A 14,856-nucleotide genomic window follows, 5' to 3' on the forward strand; every position below is an offset into this window, starting at 1 on the left:
AAACCCAAGATCACAATGGGTATGCTTTTTCAAAACAAAGTAATTCGTACCATTCTTTTTTCGGTACTCTTTTTACAGATTGGGATATGGGTTCGTAACTATTCCATCCTATTGTACGTGATAGAAAAAACGAACGAAAATCCTATCGCGGTATCTTTAATATCAGTAGCAGAGTTTGCTCCCATATTCTTGTTTTCATTTATCGGTGGAACGTTTGCTGATAGATGGAAACCAAAAAAGACGATGATTTGGTGTGATTTATTAAGCGCTGTTTCTATCTTTGTCGTATTATTAACGCTGCTTTTTGGAAGCTGGAAGGTAATATTCTTTGCAACGCTCGTTTCATCGATTTTGTCTCAATTTTCTCAGCCATCAGGTATGAAGTTATTTAAGATTCATGTACCTGAGGAAATGGTGCAGTTAGGGATGTCGATGTATCAAACACTTTTTGCTGTATTTATGATTCTAGGTCCAATTCTCGGAACTTACGTATACCAGCAATTTGGGATTACAGCTGCAATCGCAATCATGGGAATAGCGTTCGTATTGTCTGCTGTAATTCTTCTATTGCTTCCTCCTGATGAAGAAGTAGAAAAAACGGAAGAGAAACCATCTATTTGGTTAGAGATGAAAGAAGGTTTCAGCTATGTGCTAAACAGACGCTCTTTAACCTTACTAGGTGCGTGTTTTGCTGTAGCCGGATTAGCTTTAGGCTTAACACAGCCGTTAACCGTCTTCTTAGTAACAGAACAACTAGGTCTTCCGAAAGAAGAGCTTCAATGGCTCATGGCCGCTTTCGGTACTGGAATGATTCTAGGTGGGGGTTTGACCATCGGAATCGCAAGCAAAGTTAAACCACAATTATTATTGGCTCTAGGAATGGGAGCAAGTGCGATCGGATTTATGATTATGGGATTCTCCGAACATTTCTGGTTAACCTTATCGGCCGAGTTTATAAGTGGTCTATTCATGCCATGCGTTCATATCGGTATCAATACACTCATTCTCCAGAATACTGAGGCTAAATTCATCGGCCGTGTTAACGGTATATTAAATCCATTATTTATGGGTGCGATGGTGCTTACGATGTCCATTACGGGTTGGCTAAAAGAAACTTTTTCACTTGTATTGATGTTTGAAGGGGCAGCACTTCTATTTGCAATCGGTATATTAACGATGCTGCCACTTATCCGCCAGAAGGGTGTTTCAGTGGCTGAGGTTGAGAAAGCCTAAATGAAAAGATCCTCAAAAGCTTGGGATAGCTTTTGAGGGTTTTTTTTATTTCATCGTGTTAGCTCTAGCTGAATCGCAATGGGGTATGTGTCGATAAGTGCCGAGGATTGTAAACTCGTGGATAAACAGCAAAATCTCGTGGATTGGGGTTCTAAATTTGTGGATTCACCAATTTAATATTTAATTTACGGCCAGAAAACCAACCATCATAAAGTGCTGTTTCCTCATTTCATCCTCAAACCGTTTTTTAAATTGTATAAATGGGTATTATAGATATATTTCCACCATTGAAATGAATATCGAATATAAGGGGAATCTAACATATGTCTATCTCACCAGATCAACGAATAACCTTACACGGATTTAATAATCTAACTAAGTCACTTAGCTTTAATCTGTATGACGTTTGTTATACGAAAACGAGAGAAGAGCGTGAAGCTTATCTTGAATATATTGATGAACAATACAACGCGGAAAGACTTACAAACATTTTGCAAACCGTTTCCGATACGATTGGAGCTCATGTACTAAATATAGCCAAACAAGATTATGTGCCTCAAGGCGCTAGTGTCACTGTACTTGTCTCAGAAGGACCCATCGTAGAAGTACCAACAGATTCATTTGATAAGAATTCAACTGCTATGCCAGAATCTGTTGTGATGCAACTTGATAAGAGTCACTTAACGGTTCATACATATCCTGAGTTTCATCCAGAAGAAGGAATCAGTACGTTTAGAGCGGATATAGATGTTTCCACATGCGGAGAAATTTCACCGCTCAAAGCACTTAATCATCTTATTAACTCATTTGATATGGATATTGTGACGATGGATTATCGGGTTAGAGGATTTACGAGGGATATTAAAGGTCACAAGCTGTTCATTGATCATGATATCAATTCGATACAAAATTATCTTTCTTCAGATATTAAAGAGACATATACAATGATCGATACAAATATTTATCAAGAGAATATTTTTCATACGAAGTGCAAATTAAAGAATTTTGAACTCAATAACTATCTTTTCGGTTATACAAAGGATGAAATGGATAGCGAAACTCAAAAACATATCACAGGGTTGATAAATGCTGAGATGGACGAGATATTTTACGGAAGAAATATTAATTCTTCTAAACGCTAATACCTTATAGTTACAAGGGCCACTATCATATTTAGTGGTCTTTTTTGTGTGAACAATATGAACAAAATGCATTTTATGCGGTTAAACTTCCATTTAAAAATGTGAATGGTAGGATAATGAAAAGGCTAATGAAAGCGCTACCATTTAAGAGGGGGATGTGAAAGATGAAAACTAAGAAATGGAAAAATTGGCTTGTAGCAGGTGTTATACTTTCTTCACTTACTGCTTGCAGCACCTCAGGCTCGGGCTCAAATGCTGGTGACTCTGATTATCCGAAAAAACCAATTACAGTTGTTGCTCCATCGGGTGCTGGAGGTGGTTGGGATCTAACGGCACGTTCAATAACCAAAATTCTAGGAGAAACAAAAACGGTTGATCAAACAATGACTGTTGAGAACAAACCTGGAGGAGGCGGAGCTGTCTATCTTGCAGAATTTGCGACACAACATAAAAAAGATGATTATAAGCTTTATGTAAACTCTCCGCCAATCTTGATCAATAACTTGAAAAAAGAAGGAAACAGCCCGTACGGCTATAAAGATACAACACCACTTGCACAATTAACAAAAGACTTTGGAGCAATCGTTGTTAAAGAAGATTCAAAATATAACAATCTAAAAGAACTAATGGACGCTGTTAAAAAAGATCCAAAGTCTGTTACAGCAGCAGGTGGATCTGCACCTGGGTCCATGGACCATCTCGTAGCTGTTCTACCTGCTTACAAATCTGACATTGACCCTAAGACAGTAAAGTATGTTTCATACGATGGCGGTGGTGAAGCGATTGCAGCCTTATTAGGAGGCAATGCAGATTATATCGCAACTGATGCTTCTGCAGTAGGTGAATATTTAAAAGCTGGGAAAGTAAAAGTGCTTGGTATTTCTTCAACGGAACGATTAAAAGGTGACCTTGCTGATATTCCGACATTTAAGGAAGCTGGAATCGATGCAGATTTTACGATTTGGAGAGGTGTATTCGGACCAAAAGAGATGTCTGATCGTGCAGTCGCTTATTGGGATAAAACATTGAAGAAATTAAATGAAAGCAAAGAGTGGCAAGACGAGCTAGAACGTAACGGATGGGAAGCAGAATTTAAGGATGGAAAAGAATTTGAAACCTTCTTAAAAGATCAAGAAAAACAAGTAGAAGACTTATTGAAATCATTAGGAATGAATAAATAGATCTGACATGGAGAAGTATTTCTACTTCTCCATTTTTCAAATAAGGAGGGAAGTACTTTGCAAACTGGTAAATTTGATCGTTATGCAAGCATCTTATTTGCTTTACTAGGAGCAGCTTTCTTAATCGAAAGCCGGAACATTTCAAAAAGTGCTTATGGAAGTGAAGTCGGACCAAACGTTTTTCCATTTCTCTTAGGACTTATTCTTATACTACTTAGCGTTAAACTCTTTCTTGAATCATTCAAAAACATGCAGAAAGAAAAGACGGACAAGAATAACTTACAGATTAAAAGGTTTGTCATTATCCTGCTAGCTAGCCTCCTATACGCAGGTTTCATTGAGATACTGGGTTATATCTTAAGTACTTTCTTATTTTTGTATGTTTCCTTTCAAGCGATGGAAAGAGGAAGTTGGATAAAAAACGGAATCGTAGCTTTGGCTTTCTCATTCTTTGTTTACTATTTATTTGTTGTTGTGTTAGAAGGCTCTTTGCCTGGAATGCCAATATGGTTTAGTTAGGAGGATTAATATGGGTGTTATTGATTTTTTAATGCAGGGATTTCAAACAGCTTTACAGCCACAAAACATTTTCTTTGCTTTTATCGGTGTTTTAATTGGAACAGCAGTTGGCGTTTTACCGGGTATTGGACCGATGAGCGGTGTTGCACTTTTGATCCCTGTAACAGCTACCTTTACGAGTGGAATGGATCCTTCTGCAGCAGCTACAAGCTCGATTATTCTTTTAGCCGGTGTGTATTATGGTGCCATGTATGGTGGATCAACTACTTCCATTCTATTAAACACACCTGGTGAATCTTCATCTGTCGTTACAACACTTGATGGTTATCAAATGGCAAGGCAAGGCAGAGCAGGAGCAGCTTTATCGATTGCAGCCATAGGTTCATTTTTTGCCGGTATTGTTTCCATCATTGGATTGGTCTTATTAGCTGAACCACTCTCAGAGATGGCATTGAAATTTGGACCTGCAGAATATTTTTCTTTAATGTTGTTAGGACTAGCTGCAGTTAGCGGTTTGGCGGGTGGATCGATCACGAAAGCGTGGATGATGACCGTAACAGGCCTCTTGATCGCCACGATTGGAATCGATTCGGTTTCTGGAGTGGCACGATTCACTTATGACATTCCTGTACTGTTTGGCGGACTAGAATTTCTAACGGTTGCTGTTGGTTTGTTTGCATTAGGTGAGGTGTTTAAGACGGTTCTGCATAAAGAAGAAGAGGCTGAAAAAGTGGCGAAAGTTGGGAGAGTCATCCCTTCTAGAGCTGATCTTAAAGAGAGTGCCGGACCAATTGCACGAGGGTCTTTTCTAGGATTCTTTATTGGAGTCTTACCAGGTGCAGGTGCAACACTAGCTTCTTTCTTTTCATATATTGCTGAAAAAAAGATAAGTAAAAATCCTGAAAAGTTTGGAAAAGGAGCGATTGCGGGAGTTGCAGCTCCAGAGTCAGCAAATAACGCAGCTTCAGGTGGAGCGATGATTCCTTTATTAACACTCGGAATTCCAGGTTCAGGAACAACTGCGATTCTAATGGGAGCTCTGATCATGTATAACGTTCAGCCAGGTCCTTTATTGTTTAGTGATCATCCCGACGTAGCATGGGGACTAATAGCTTCAATGTTTATAGGAAACTTGATGCTACTCATCCTTAACATGCCTCTTGTTAAGATTTTTGCAAAAATCATTGAAACACCTGCTAAATACTTGCTGCCCATCATTATTGCTATTTCTGTCTTTGGTGTTTACGCGGTACAAGTAACGACGTTTGATCTGTTTTTATTGATTGGCTTTGGACTTGCAGGATACCTATTAGCACAAAATGACTATCCTATAGCTCCTCTAGTACTCGGCTTAGTATTAGGGCCAATGATTGAAAACAACATGAGACGCGCATTAACAACATCAAATGGTGATTTTACAGTATTTATTCAACAACCCATTTCAGCATTCTTCCTGATTTGTGCCGTTCTATGGATTCTAATACCTTTTGTTCTTCGGTTAAAAGGAAAAAATGTTGTTGTTAACGTTGAAGGATAAAAGATGATAAGTAGAGAAGACTTTCTATTCTGAGAAGGTCTTTTCTATTTTTACGGAGGGAAACTATGAAACTGCAAACAAAATTAATTCTCATCAGCTGTTCCCTAATCTTTTTAGTGATCACCATTTTAGCAGTTATCTTTCAAAATATGTTTGAAGACACGATGAAGAGTCAAATTGGGGAGAGAGCGTTAAGTGTTTCTTATGCCGTAAGTAACAATCCACTTGTTGTTGAGGCGTTTAAAAGTGATGATCCCTCTAAATCGATCCAGCCTTACGCAGAGAAGATCAGAAAGAAAACAGGAGCTCATTACATCGTAGTGGGAAACAGAGAAGGTGTTCGTTATTCACACCCCATTAAAGAACGAATTGGAAAGAAGATGGTAGGTGGAGACAACCAAAAAGCTTTATCTGGTGAACCGAGTATAACTGAAGCAACAGGCTCTCTAGGTCCAGCAGTACGAGGAAAATCCCCTGTTAAAAGTAATGACGGCGAAATCATTGGCTTAGTGTCAGTAGGTTTTCTGACCGATCAAATCAAAGAGGATATCTGGCCTTATAAACTAAAAATTATTATCATAGGCATCTTGACACTGTTGTTAGGAATATTGGGCTCAGTATTAATCGCTAAAGGTGTGAAAAGAGCGACACATGGATTGGAACCTAAAGAGATCGGACTGTTATACAAAGAAAAAAGCGCGATCTTAGAAGCGATAAGAGAAGGGGTTATCGCTGTTAATCGAGAAGGTGAAATAACACTTGCCAATCACACGGCACTTCAGATGCTCCAAACAGGAAGTGAGAAGCTAATAGGAAAGAATGTGTTAAAAGCAATTCCGAACACAAGATTACTTGACGTCATCGCCTCTGGCCAAAACGAATTTGACGAACAAATGAAATTAGGAAATACGAAGGTTATAGCGAATCGTATTCCAATAGTGGATAATCATAATCAAGTAATTGGGGCGGTTGCGACATTTAGAAACAGAGATGAGCTTTATCGATTAAATGAGGAGCTCGCGCAAGTAAAAAGCTATAGTGAAGGTTTAAGAGCTCAAACTCATGAGTTTTCAAATAAACTGTATTTAATATCAGGTCTCATTCAGTTAGGTTCTTATCAAGAGGCACAAGATATTATAACGAAAGAATCAAATGTTCATCAGCACTTTACACAATTTATCATGGATCATATTTCTGATCCTTATATAGGTGGTTTGTTAATCGGCAAGTTTAATCGTTCAAATGAGCTGAGAGTTGCATTTACCATTGATTCTGCCAGTCAATTAAAAGATATTCCTGACTCAATTGACAGACAGTTACTTGTTACGATTATTGGAAATCTAGTAGACAATGCAATGGATGCTGTAATGGAGTCGAGAACTCATGACCCAATGGTAAAAATCAGTCTTTCTGATTTTGGAGAACAGCTTATTATTGAAGTTGAAGATAATGGAGAAGGAATTCCTAAAAATATCGCTAATATGTTATATGAAAAGGGATTCTCTACAAAAGGTCAAGACCGTGGATACGGTTTATTTCTGATCAAACAAGCTGTAGAAGTATTAGACGGGCATATCTTTTATGAGAGAACAAAAGCTGATACAACGCTTTTCACTGTTATCATCCCAAAAGAATAGAGGAAAGACATCATGAGTACATGGGAAGTTTTTATCGTAGAAGACGACATTCGCATTGCCGAGATCAACAGAAAATTTGTTGAAAAAGTAGAAGGCTTTTCGGTATGTGGGATCGCATTGAACGAAGAAGAGGCAAAAGAACAGATTTCAATATTAAAACCTGACTTAGTCATATTAGATATATATTTTCCAGACATGAATGGCCTTGATCTACTTAGGTGGATTCGAAGTGAGTTTAGAGGAATCGAGGTTGTCATGGTAACAGCTGCAACTGAAGTAAAAACATTGAAGCACGCTCTGGAGGACGGTATCTTTGATTATATTGTCAAACCTGTAATCTTTCAGCGTTTTAAAGATACTTTATTACAATTTAAAGAGCATAAATTATTAATGACTCAACTGTCAGCTGACAAAGAAATCAATCAAAACATGATCGATTCTTTATTAAAACGCGAAAAAGTCGAGGTTGAACCATCCTTTCTACCAAAAGGTATAGATCCTATTACTTTAGATAAAATATTGACCATTTTGATGAAACACAAAAAGGGCTTTACTGCAGAAGACCTCGGACATCGTACGGGAGTTAGTCGAACGACGGCAAGACGATACTTAGAATATCTTGTTTCAGAACAAAAAGCAAAAGCGGACATCACCTATGGAGGAGTAGGCAGACCAGAAAGAATCTACAAATATGGACTCTAGTTCAAAGCAACCACATGATGGGTTGCTTTTGTTTCGACTCTTATACTACTAAAAATTAGTTCAGTTGATGTATAATGTTCTACATAGATTTAAAGTTGAAAGAGAGTGAACAATATGGGACGTAAGTGGAATAATATTAAAGAGAAAAAAGCATCAAAAGACGCAAATACGAGCCGAATTTATGCAAAATTCGGTCGTGAAATCTATGTAGCCGCAAAACAAGGTGAGCCCGATCCAGAATCCAATCAGTCGTTAAAAGTTGTTCTAGAACGAGCAAAAACATATAGTGTACCTAAAAACATCATCGACCGAGCAATCGAAAAAGCCAAAGGCGGTTCTGACGAGAACTATGACGAGCTTCGTTATGAAGGCTTTGGTCCGAACGGTTCGATGATTATTGTGGATACCTTGACGAATAATGTAAATCGTACAGTAGCGGAAGTTCGTTCTGCTTTTAATAAAAATAATGGAAACATGGGTGTATCTGGTGCAGTCTCATACATGTTCGATGCAACAGCTGTAATTGGTCTAGAAGGAAAATCAGCTGATGATGTATTGGAGCTGTTGATGGAAGCGGATCTAGATGTTCGAGATGTGATCGAAGAGGATGAATCTGTAATTGTTTACGCTGAACCTGATCAGTTTCATGCTGTGCAAGAAGCGTTTAAGAACGCAGGGATTACAGAGTTTTCAGTAGCAGAACTGACGATGCTTGCACAAAACGATGTAGAACTCTCTGAAGAATCACAGGTTCAGTTCGAGAAATTGATCGATGCCTTAGAAGATCTAGAAGACGTGCAGCAAGTGTATCATAATGTTGATTTGAACTAATTCTTTATATGATGAGCAGGTTCCATTTAGTGAGCCTGCTTTTTTCTATGCATGTGTTAGGCAAAAAGAAAAAGCAACCGATTAATTCGATTGCTTTCTCATCCATAACATACTAATTGTAATGATCGTAAATCCAACGAACGCAAGTAGCGGGATCGTGATGAATCCCAACCAATTAATATACTGGCCAGAACATGGAACACCTGATGTACACACCTCAAATGCTTTTAATGCAGGTATTTTTTGAAGAGCATAATGATAGCCAGAAACGATGATGCCCAGTATGGATAGAGGAAGGACATAACGTGTGACTTTATAATCCTGCTTATAAAAGGCAACACCTAGCAGAATGACTAACGGATACATCAAGATTCGTTGATACCAGCAAAAATTACATGGCACAAACTTCATGACTTCACTAAAAAACAGACTTCCTACCATGGAAACGATCGATGCGATCCAAGCGATCAACAAAGGTTTATTACCCACCTTTATTTACTCTCCTTCGCAGCATCATCAACCATTTCCACTAAATCTTGAATAGAAGTACCTTCAAATTTTTTACCATTAACAAACAATGTAGGTGTACTAGTTACACCAAGTTCGCTTACAAGTGCTTCGTCTGTTTTTAATGCTTTTTCGTTTTCTTTGTTTTCCCAAGTTTCGGTCACTTTCTTAACATCTTCTTCTGAAGTAACCTCGCCAAGAGTTTCTGTTAAGAACTTCTCGGTAAAGATGTCCTGTCGTTCTAGACTCTGATCGTCAGGCTGCTTTTCATATAGTGTCTTATGAAACTTCCAAAACGTTTCATTTCCTAATTCTTTATAAACGGTTTCTCCAAATATAGCAGATCGTTCTGAATCTACATTAATAAATGGATAGTTTAAGAAGTAGAATTTCACTTTACCTGTTTGAATAAGTTCTTTGTCAATAAGCGGGAAGGTTGACTCGTTAAAGTTCTTACATGCAGGACACTTGTAATCTCCAAATTCAATAATGTTAACAGTTGCATCTTTCTCACCTAAGTAAGGCTGGTTTTCATAGGAAATATCAGCTGTGGACGTATCATTATTATCAAGTGCACCGCTAAATAGAAAAATGATCAGTCCTAGAGTCAAAATTCCAATCGTCCAAAAAAGCCAGACAGGAGACGAGTTTTTCTTTGTTTTTGAGCTGTTTACATATGCCTTATTCTTTTTTTGTTTACCCATTGTTCACCTCGTAGAATTTTTACTAAATAAAAAGAAGTTACTTTTATCGTAAACAAAGTTGACAGTATTTACAATGAAGAAATATCGAACATTATGTTTTTATGTCTTTTCTGATTATGGATAGCCTACCTGAAGGTAAAAATTCTAAAAAAACTTGTATGCAAAAGTAGATTTTGGCAGTATAATTTTCTAGAAATTATACTAAACTAGTTTTTTGGGGGTCAGGGATGAAAAAGGTTGTAACTTTCTTATTGGCTATTACGATTAGCCTCGGCATCTTGCCATTGTCAGCGTTTGCGATAAATGCAAACGACAAAGAGTATAAAGCGTTTTTACAAGAGATCGGTTGGAACTCGAAGGATTTTGTTGCGTATTTGAACAGTAAAGAGTGGGCACTAAGAGATTTTGAATCGGTCGATGAGCTAGGCACACCATTATCAGAAAAAGGTGTTCAAGCAGTGTTAAAAGAGTTTGACATCAGTCGAGATAGACTCAATGAACTTCTTGTGGAATATGGAAATATTGAAGAAGGACAAGATGTACTCGACGGAACTTATATTATTTTTGAAGAGGAATTGTTTGAGGAAGTTGATTTTATGATTGGCACACCTATAGACGATCAAAACCTTCAAAAGTTATTAAGTGATTACGATCTAAAATCCATTGAAGAACTAGATGCTTTATTAAAAGAAAACGATGATTCACGTGACAACTATGAATATATCGAACACCTAGAATGGTCTGTTGATTATTATATCAATGGAGATGACTGGGAAGGAACTCTTATTAATGATGAAAACCTTCAACAGTTATTAAGAGATTACAACCTAGCTTCTCTTGCTGAACTGGACGCTTTATTAAAAGAAAATGATGATGCAAGAGAAAACTATGAATACATTGAAGATCTTGAAGGAGCCGTTGATTTCTATATAAATGGCGATGACTATATGGGTGATGATATCGAGGATCTATTTACAGAGATTGCTTTAACAGAGGAAGAAATAGAAAAGCTTTTAACTCATATGGAAACTCTTAATTGGGAAGATCCAGCCTTTCTTGATCAAATGATGGTTCTTGCAGAAAGAATGATGGCGTTTGAAGATTTTGAAACATCTGATGAACTTTCTTCTGAACAAGTTGCCGAACTACTTTCTATCTTTTCTGAAATGAAGCAGCTATTACAACTTGAAACAAAATACTATTTAGTTGTTGATGGACAAAAACAAGCTGTGTCAATGGATTCATTGATGAAGATGGAAACTACAAATGGAAATGATCTTATCATGGAAATTTATAATTTAAATAGTGAATTATTGGCTGATATTCGTATCACAGCTGAAATGTTTGGCTCTGAAATAATTCAAGAAACAGGTAAAGATATTCAAAAAGTTGAAAAAATTGTTACTGCAACACCGACTAAAGTAAGTCCACCTGTAAAAACAGTGAAAGGCGGAAAACTTCCAACAACCGCGACAAACCATTTAGAGAACTCGTTAATTGGTTTAGGTGTTTTAGCGGCAGGAATATTCCTATTTAGAAGATTTCGTGTAAAAGGAATCTAATGAAAACGAGAAGTAGCATTCGAACGACACTTCTTATTTTTTCATTTGTTTTAATCTTGGTTGGTCTTTGGTTTAGTACTACAAATGCTTATACCTTTTTAAAAGGGTACATGCTCTTTCAAACAGGTCAGACCCAGAAAGTAAAGAGTTCGGAAATGCTCTCCAAACCACACATAAAGAGTTCTGATCAAGATATTCTCTATTCGATACGACCAGGTAAAGGTGAGAATATTGGTAACCTACTCATACCGAAGTTAAATGCTACACTACCTATTTTTCATGGAACAGATGAAGAAGAATTAGAAAGAGGTGTGGGTCATTACGAGAAAAGTGTCTTACCAGGAGAACATGATAATTCTGTTCTTTCTGGACACCGAGATACTGTTTTTCGCAAGCTTGGTGAGGTGGGAAAGGGTGATAAGTTGGTCGTAGAAACATCAGCAGGAACCTTTACTTATAAGATTCGACAGGTGCGCATCGTAGATAAAGACGACCGAACTGTCATCGTACCTAAACCGAGAGCAACATTAACTGTTTCAACGTGTTATCCCTTTGATTTTATTGGTGCATCACCTCAAAGGTATATTCTCGTCGCAGACTTGATATCACAAAAATTAACATAATCTATTAAGACAACAGACACTTTTCTGTTGTCTTTTTTTTGACCCCATTTACAACGGGCGTATATTTGTCTTGTTTAAAAGATAATCAAAACAGGTATGAATACCAATAATGTATGTTGGTCTAAAGTCATTCCCCCTGATACATACTTAGTATAAACAACTAGAAAGCCGGTGGTGAAAACATGAAAAAAATCACATTGATTGTTGCAATCAGTATCATTGTTTTGTTAGGTGTTGCTTTTGGAGTGTACTCTATTAACTCCGAAGAAATGGAAGTAACAGCTATTGGTGATTCTCTTGCATATGGATTAGGTGATACCAAAGATAATGGGTATATAGGAGATGTTGAAAAACGATACGAAGAAGACTTAGACAAACAGCTTGTTGTTCATGACTTTGGAGTTCCTAATGATACAAGCACAGATTTACTTAAGCGGTTAAAAAATCCTGAGATAGCAGAAACAGCTAAAAGCTCTGATGTGATTTTCATAAACATAGGAACGAACGATTTTCTAAAAAGTACAGATCGATTGACGAAATTCAATAAAGAAGAGCTAACGGCAAACGAGGAAATTTACAAAGAGAATTTGAACCAAATCATTCGAAATATACAGAATAAAGAAAATCCGAAGACCATTTATATCTTAGGTATCTATAACCCTAAAGCTAAATGGAGTGATATGTCTGTCGTCAACAAAGCCGTATCAAATTGGAATCAATCCACAATAGAAGTAACGAAGAAAAACAAAAATACAGCATATATACGTACAGATGACCTGTTCATTGACAAAAATAAACGTGATTATTTCTCTGACAAACTTCATCCTAACGAAAAAGGTTATGCGTTAATTGGAAAAAGAGTTTACGAAACTATTCGACAAAGCTCAGATTTTAAATAAACAAAACATTGACCTAGCTGAAAAAATCTGTTATTCTTCAAAACGTTATGAACTTATAAATTTCATATAAAGTCCTCACATTAATCTCGGTGAGGTAGAGGTCGCATTAATTATGAGTAGAACTGTTAGAGGCAAGTGGTGCTTTTGACAACAGTTTAAAAGGAATTGATGCCGAAATGGTTTTTTATCCACTTGAAAATCCATTGGGGCTGCATTGAATAAGTGCAGAACTGTCGCAGAATTGTCTGCGTTGAGCTATGAGAGATTTTTGGGGGAAGCTGATTATATTCACGTATGGGCTGTTTCCATACGTGTTTTTTTTATTGGCATTAAATCAACAGGAGGTTTTTCAGCATGAAAAATAACAATTGGAGCGTGTGGCTTCTAACAGCATTTGTTGTTGGAAACATGGTAGGTTCGGGAATCTTTATGTTGCCGAACACATTAGCTCAAACAGCAAGTCCACTAGGAGTTACAGCTGCTTGGGCAGTTACTGGATTTGGAGTATTGATGATAGCGTTGGTCTTTGGATCTCTATCTATAAGAAAACCTGAATTAACCGCAGGTCCTCAAAGCTATGCAAGAGCTTTGTTCTCAAACCCAAAAGCAGGAAATGTAGCAGGGTTTAGTATGGTATGGGGATACTGGGTTGCAAATTGGATCAGCAACGTCGCGATCATCACTAGTTTTGCCGGATATTTATCAACGTTCTTTCCAATGATGCGAAGTTCAAAGGTTATAGGAACAATACTCAACCAAGATATTCAGTTGGGTAAGCTTATTACATTTGTAGTGTGTACGGTATTGCTATGGTTTACGCACTTTATTTTAATAAAGAGCATGAATGGAGCAGGGAAACTTAACTTTGTGGCAACTGCTTCAAAAGTAATCGGATTTATGTTGTTTATTGTCGCTGCACTTTTCGCAGTCGAGTCAACGATCTTTGCTGATGCTTACTTCCCGATTGTAGATGATGCTGGCATCTCTCATGGTCTTGGAAGTCAGATCAATATGGCTGCCATTGCAACGTTATGGGCATTTGTTGGGATTGAATCAGCTGTTGTCTTATCCGGAAGAGCTTCTTCGCAACGAGATGTAAAAAAGGCTACGATTGTTGGTCTACTTATTGCATTAAGCATCTACATGATCACAACTTTACTCACGATGAACGTTCTGCCTAGAGAAGTTCTGATGAGTTCAGATAAACCATTCGTTGATGTACTATCCGTATTGATTGGGAATACAGGAGCTTCTTTAATGGGATTGTTAGCTGTTATCTCTTTGTTCGGTTCAACGATCGGCTGGATACTTTTAAGCTCAGAAGTACCGTATCAAGCTGCTAAATCAGGTGTTTTTCCCGCTTTCTTCGGTAAAGTAAATAAGAACGGAAGTCCAGTAAACGCATTAGCAGTTACAAATATTATGTCTCAGATTTTTATCTTCTCTACGATATCAGGTACGATTGGTGAAGCTTACACGTTCTTAACTACTTCTGCCACGCTAGCTTATTTGATTCCGTATTTGATTTCGGCGGTTTACTTTTTAAAGCTTGTCTATAGTGGAGAAACTTATAACGAAATAAAAGGATCACGCGTAAGAGATGGTGTGATTGCTTTGTTAGCATTCATCTACTCTAGTTGGGTGATCATTTCTGGAACATCAGATGCTAAGACCTTTACTTTAGGAATTGGATTATTTTTCTTAGGTTTTCTCGTTTATCCGATCTTTCATAGGTATACTCCTAAGAATAGTAAAGATCGTAAAGTCGCTTAAAGAGGT

At 37.4% G+C, this 14,856-nt stretch carries 14 protein-coding genes and 1 riboswitch; of the genes, 12 read left to right on the forward strand and 2 right to left on the reverse strand.

Annotation, left to right across the window (positions count from 1 at the left end; genetic code table 11):
• Nucleotides 1-15 precede the first annotated feature (15 nt).
• The 8 genes from I5J82_RS07065 to I5J82_RS07100 all read left to right on the forward strand — a co-directional run bounded on the left by I5J82_RS07065 (nt 16) and on the right by I5J82_RS07100 (nt 8,782).
• A complete protein-coding gene (locus I5J82_RS07065) occupies nt 16-1,233 on the forward strand; it encodes an MFS transporter (RefSeq protein WP_198768942.1) in 1,218 nt (405 codons plus the stop codon).
• Nucleotides 1,234-1,556: 323 nt separating this feature from the next.
• Nucleotides 1,557-2,375 carry an adenosylmethionine decarboxylase gene (gene speD, locus I5J82_RS07070; RefSeq protein WP_198767240.1) on the forward strand — a complete coding sequence of 273 codons (819 nt, stop codon included), beginning with the start codon at nt 1,557-1,559 and terminating at the stop codon, nt 2,373-2,375.
• A gap of 164 nt (nt 2,376-2,539) precedes the next feature.
• Nucleotides 2,540-3,556, forward strand: a complete 1,017-nt coding sequence (locus tag I5J82_RS07075) for a Bug family tripartite tricarboxylate transporter substrate binding protein (protein WP_198767241.1) — start codon at nt 2,540-2,542, stop codon at nt 3,554-3,556.
• 57 nt (nt 3,557-3,613) lie between these two features.
• Nucleotides 3,614-4,075, forward strand: coding sequence for a tripartite tricarboxylate transporter TctB family protein (locus I5J82_RS07080; protein WP_198767242.1), 462 nt, complete (start codon nt 3,614-3,616; stop codon nt 4,073-4,075).
• Nucleotides 4,076-4,085: 10 nt separating this feature from the next.
• Nucleotides 4,086-5,612 (forward strand): tripartite tricarboxylate transporter permease, encoded by a 1,527-nt coding sequence (locus I5J82_RS07085; RefSeq protein ID WP_198767243.1) that lies wholly within the window; start codon nt 4,086-4,088, stop codon nt 5,610-5,612.
• 65 nt (nt 5,613-5,677) lie between these two features.
• Entirely contained in the window at nt 5,678-7,249 is a 1,572-nt protein-coding gene (locus tag I5J82_RS07090) for an ATP-binding protein (protein ID WP_198767244.1), read from the forward strand.
• A 12-nt stretch (nt 7,250-7,261) separates the two neighbouring features.
• Nucleotides 7,262-7,951: a response regulator gene (locus I5J82_RS07095; RefSeq protein ID WP_198767245.1), complete on the forward strand. Its 690-nt coding sequence runs from the start codon at nt 7,262-7,264 to the stop codon at nt 7,949-7,951.
• Nucleotides 7,952-8,065: 114 nt separating this feature from the next.
• Nucleotides 8,066-8,782: a YebC/PmpR family DNA-binding transcriptional regulator gene (locus I5J82_RS07100; RefSeq protein ID WP_198767246.1), complete on the forward strand. Its 717-nt coding sequence runs from the start codon at nt 8,066-8,068 to the stop codon at nt 8,780-8,782.
• Between the two features lie 81 nt (nt 8,783-8,863).
• Here I5J82_RS07100 and I5J82_RS07105 read toward each other — a convergent pair whose 3' ends face one another.
• Nucleotides 8,864-9,271 carry a disulfide oxidoreductase gene (locus tag I5J82_RS07105; RefSeq protein ID WP_198767247.1) on the reverse strand — a complete coding sequence of 136 codons (408 nt, stop codon included), beginning with the start codon at nt 9,269-9,271 and terminating at the stop codon, nt 8,864-8,866.
• Between the two features lie 2 nt (nt 9,272-9,273).
• Nucleotides 9,274-9,993, reverse strand: coding sequence for a DsbA family protein (locus tag I5J82_RS07110; RefSeq protein WP_198767248.1), 720 nt, complete (start codon nt 9,991-9,993; stop codon nt 9,274-9,276).
• Between the two features lie 227 nt (nt 9,994-10,220).
• Here I5J82_RS07110 and I5J82_RS07115 point away from each other — a divergent pair, with 227 nt between their 5' ends.
• The 4 genes from I5J82_RS07115 to I5J82_RS07130 all read left to right on the forward strand — a co-directional run bounded on the left by I5J82_RS07115 (nt 10,221) and on the right by I5J82_RS07130 (nt 14,850).
• Nucleotides 10,221-11,555 carry a processed acidic surface protein gene (locus I5J82_RS07115; protein ID WP_198767249.1) on the forward strand — a complete coding sequence of 445 codons (1,335 nt, stop codon included), beginning with the start codon at nt 10,221-10,223 and terminating at the stop codon, nt 11,553-11,555.
• Entirely contained in the window at nt 11,555-12,178 is a 624-nt protein-coding gene (locus I5J82_RS07120) for a class D sortase (protein WP_198767250.1), read from the forward strand. Before I5J82_RS07115 ends, I5J82_RS07120 begins: the two co-directional genes overlap by 1 nt.
• Before the next feature lie 182 nt (nt 12,179-12,360).
• On the forward strand, nt 12,361-13,077 hold the full coding sequence (locus tag I5J82_RS07125; RefSeq protein ID WP_198767251.1) for a GDSL-type esterase/lipase family protein: 717 nt from the start codon (nt 12,361-12,363) through the stop codon (nt 13,075-13,077).
• An 87-nt stretch (nt 13,078-13,164) separates the two neighbouring features.
• A riboswitch (Lysine riboswitch) is annotated at nt 13,165-13,343 on the forward strand.
• Nucleotides 13,344-13,431: 88 nt separating this feature from the next.
• Entirely contained in the window at nt 13,432-14,850 is a 1,419-nt protein-coding gene (locus tag I5J82_RS07130; protein ID WP_198767252.1) for an amino acid permease, read from the forward strand.
• Nucleotides 14,851-14,856: the final 6 nt, after the last annotated feature.

This window comes from Fictibacillus halophilus, from assembly GCF_016401385.1.
In the GTDB taxonomy this organism is placed as follows: domain Bacteria; phylum Bacillota; class Bacilli; order Bacillales; family Fictibacillaceae; genus Fictibacillus; species Fictibacillus halophilus.

Bases quoted from the DNA above. Each gene is read 5' to 3' on its own strand.
- I5J82_RS07090 (WP_198767244.1), top strand. From the start codon at position 5,678: ATGAAACTGCAAACAAAATTAATTCTCATCAGCTGTTCCCTAATCTTT.
- I5J82_RS07100 (WP_198767246.1), top strand. From the start codon at position 8,066: ATGGGACGTAAGTGGAATAATATTAAAGAGAAAAAAGCATCAAAAGAC.
- I5J82_RS07125 (WP_198767251.1), top strand. From the start codon at position 12,361: ATGAAAAAAATCACATTGATTGTTGCAATCAGTATCATTGTTTTGTTA.
- I5J82_RS07115 (WP_198767249.1), top strand. From the start codon at position 10,221: ATGAAAAAGGTTGTAACTTTCTTATTGGCTATTACGATTAGCCTCGGC.
- speD (WP_198767240.1), top strand. From the start codon at position 1,557: ATGTCTATCTCACCAGATCAACGAATAACCTTACACGGATTTAATAAT.
- I5J82_RS07120 (WP_198767250.1), top strand. From the start codon at position 11,555: ATGAAAACGAGAAGTAGCATTCGAACGACACTTCTTATTTTTTCATTT.
- I5J82_RS07110 (WP_198767248.1), bottom strand. From the start codon at position 9,993: ATGGGTAAACAAAAAAAGAATAAGGCATATGTAAACAGCTCAAAAACA.
- I5J82_RS07085 (WP_198767243.1), top strand. From the start codon at position 4,086: ATGGGTGTTATTGATTTTTTAATGCAGGGATTTCAAACAGCTTTACAG.
- I5J82_RS07075 (WP_198767241.1), top strand. From the start codon at position 2,540: ATGAAAACTAAGAAATGGAAAAATTGGCTTGTAGCAGGTGTTATACTT.
- I5J82_RS07065 (WP_198768942.1), top strand. From the start codon at position 16: ATGGGTATGCTTTTTCAAAACAAAGTAATTCGTACCATTCTTTTTTCG.
- I5J82_RS07095 (WP_198767245.1), top strand. From the start codon at position 7,262: ATGAGTACATGGGAAGTTTTTATCGTAGAAGACGACATTCGCATTGCC.
- I5J82_RS07130 (WP_198767252.1), top strand. From the start codon at position 13,432: ATGAAAAATAACAATTGGAGCGTGTGGCTTCTAACAGCATTTGTTGTT.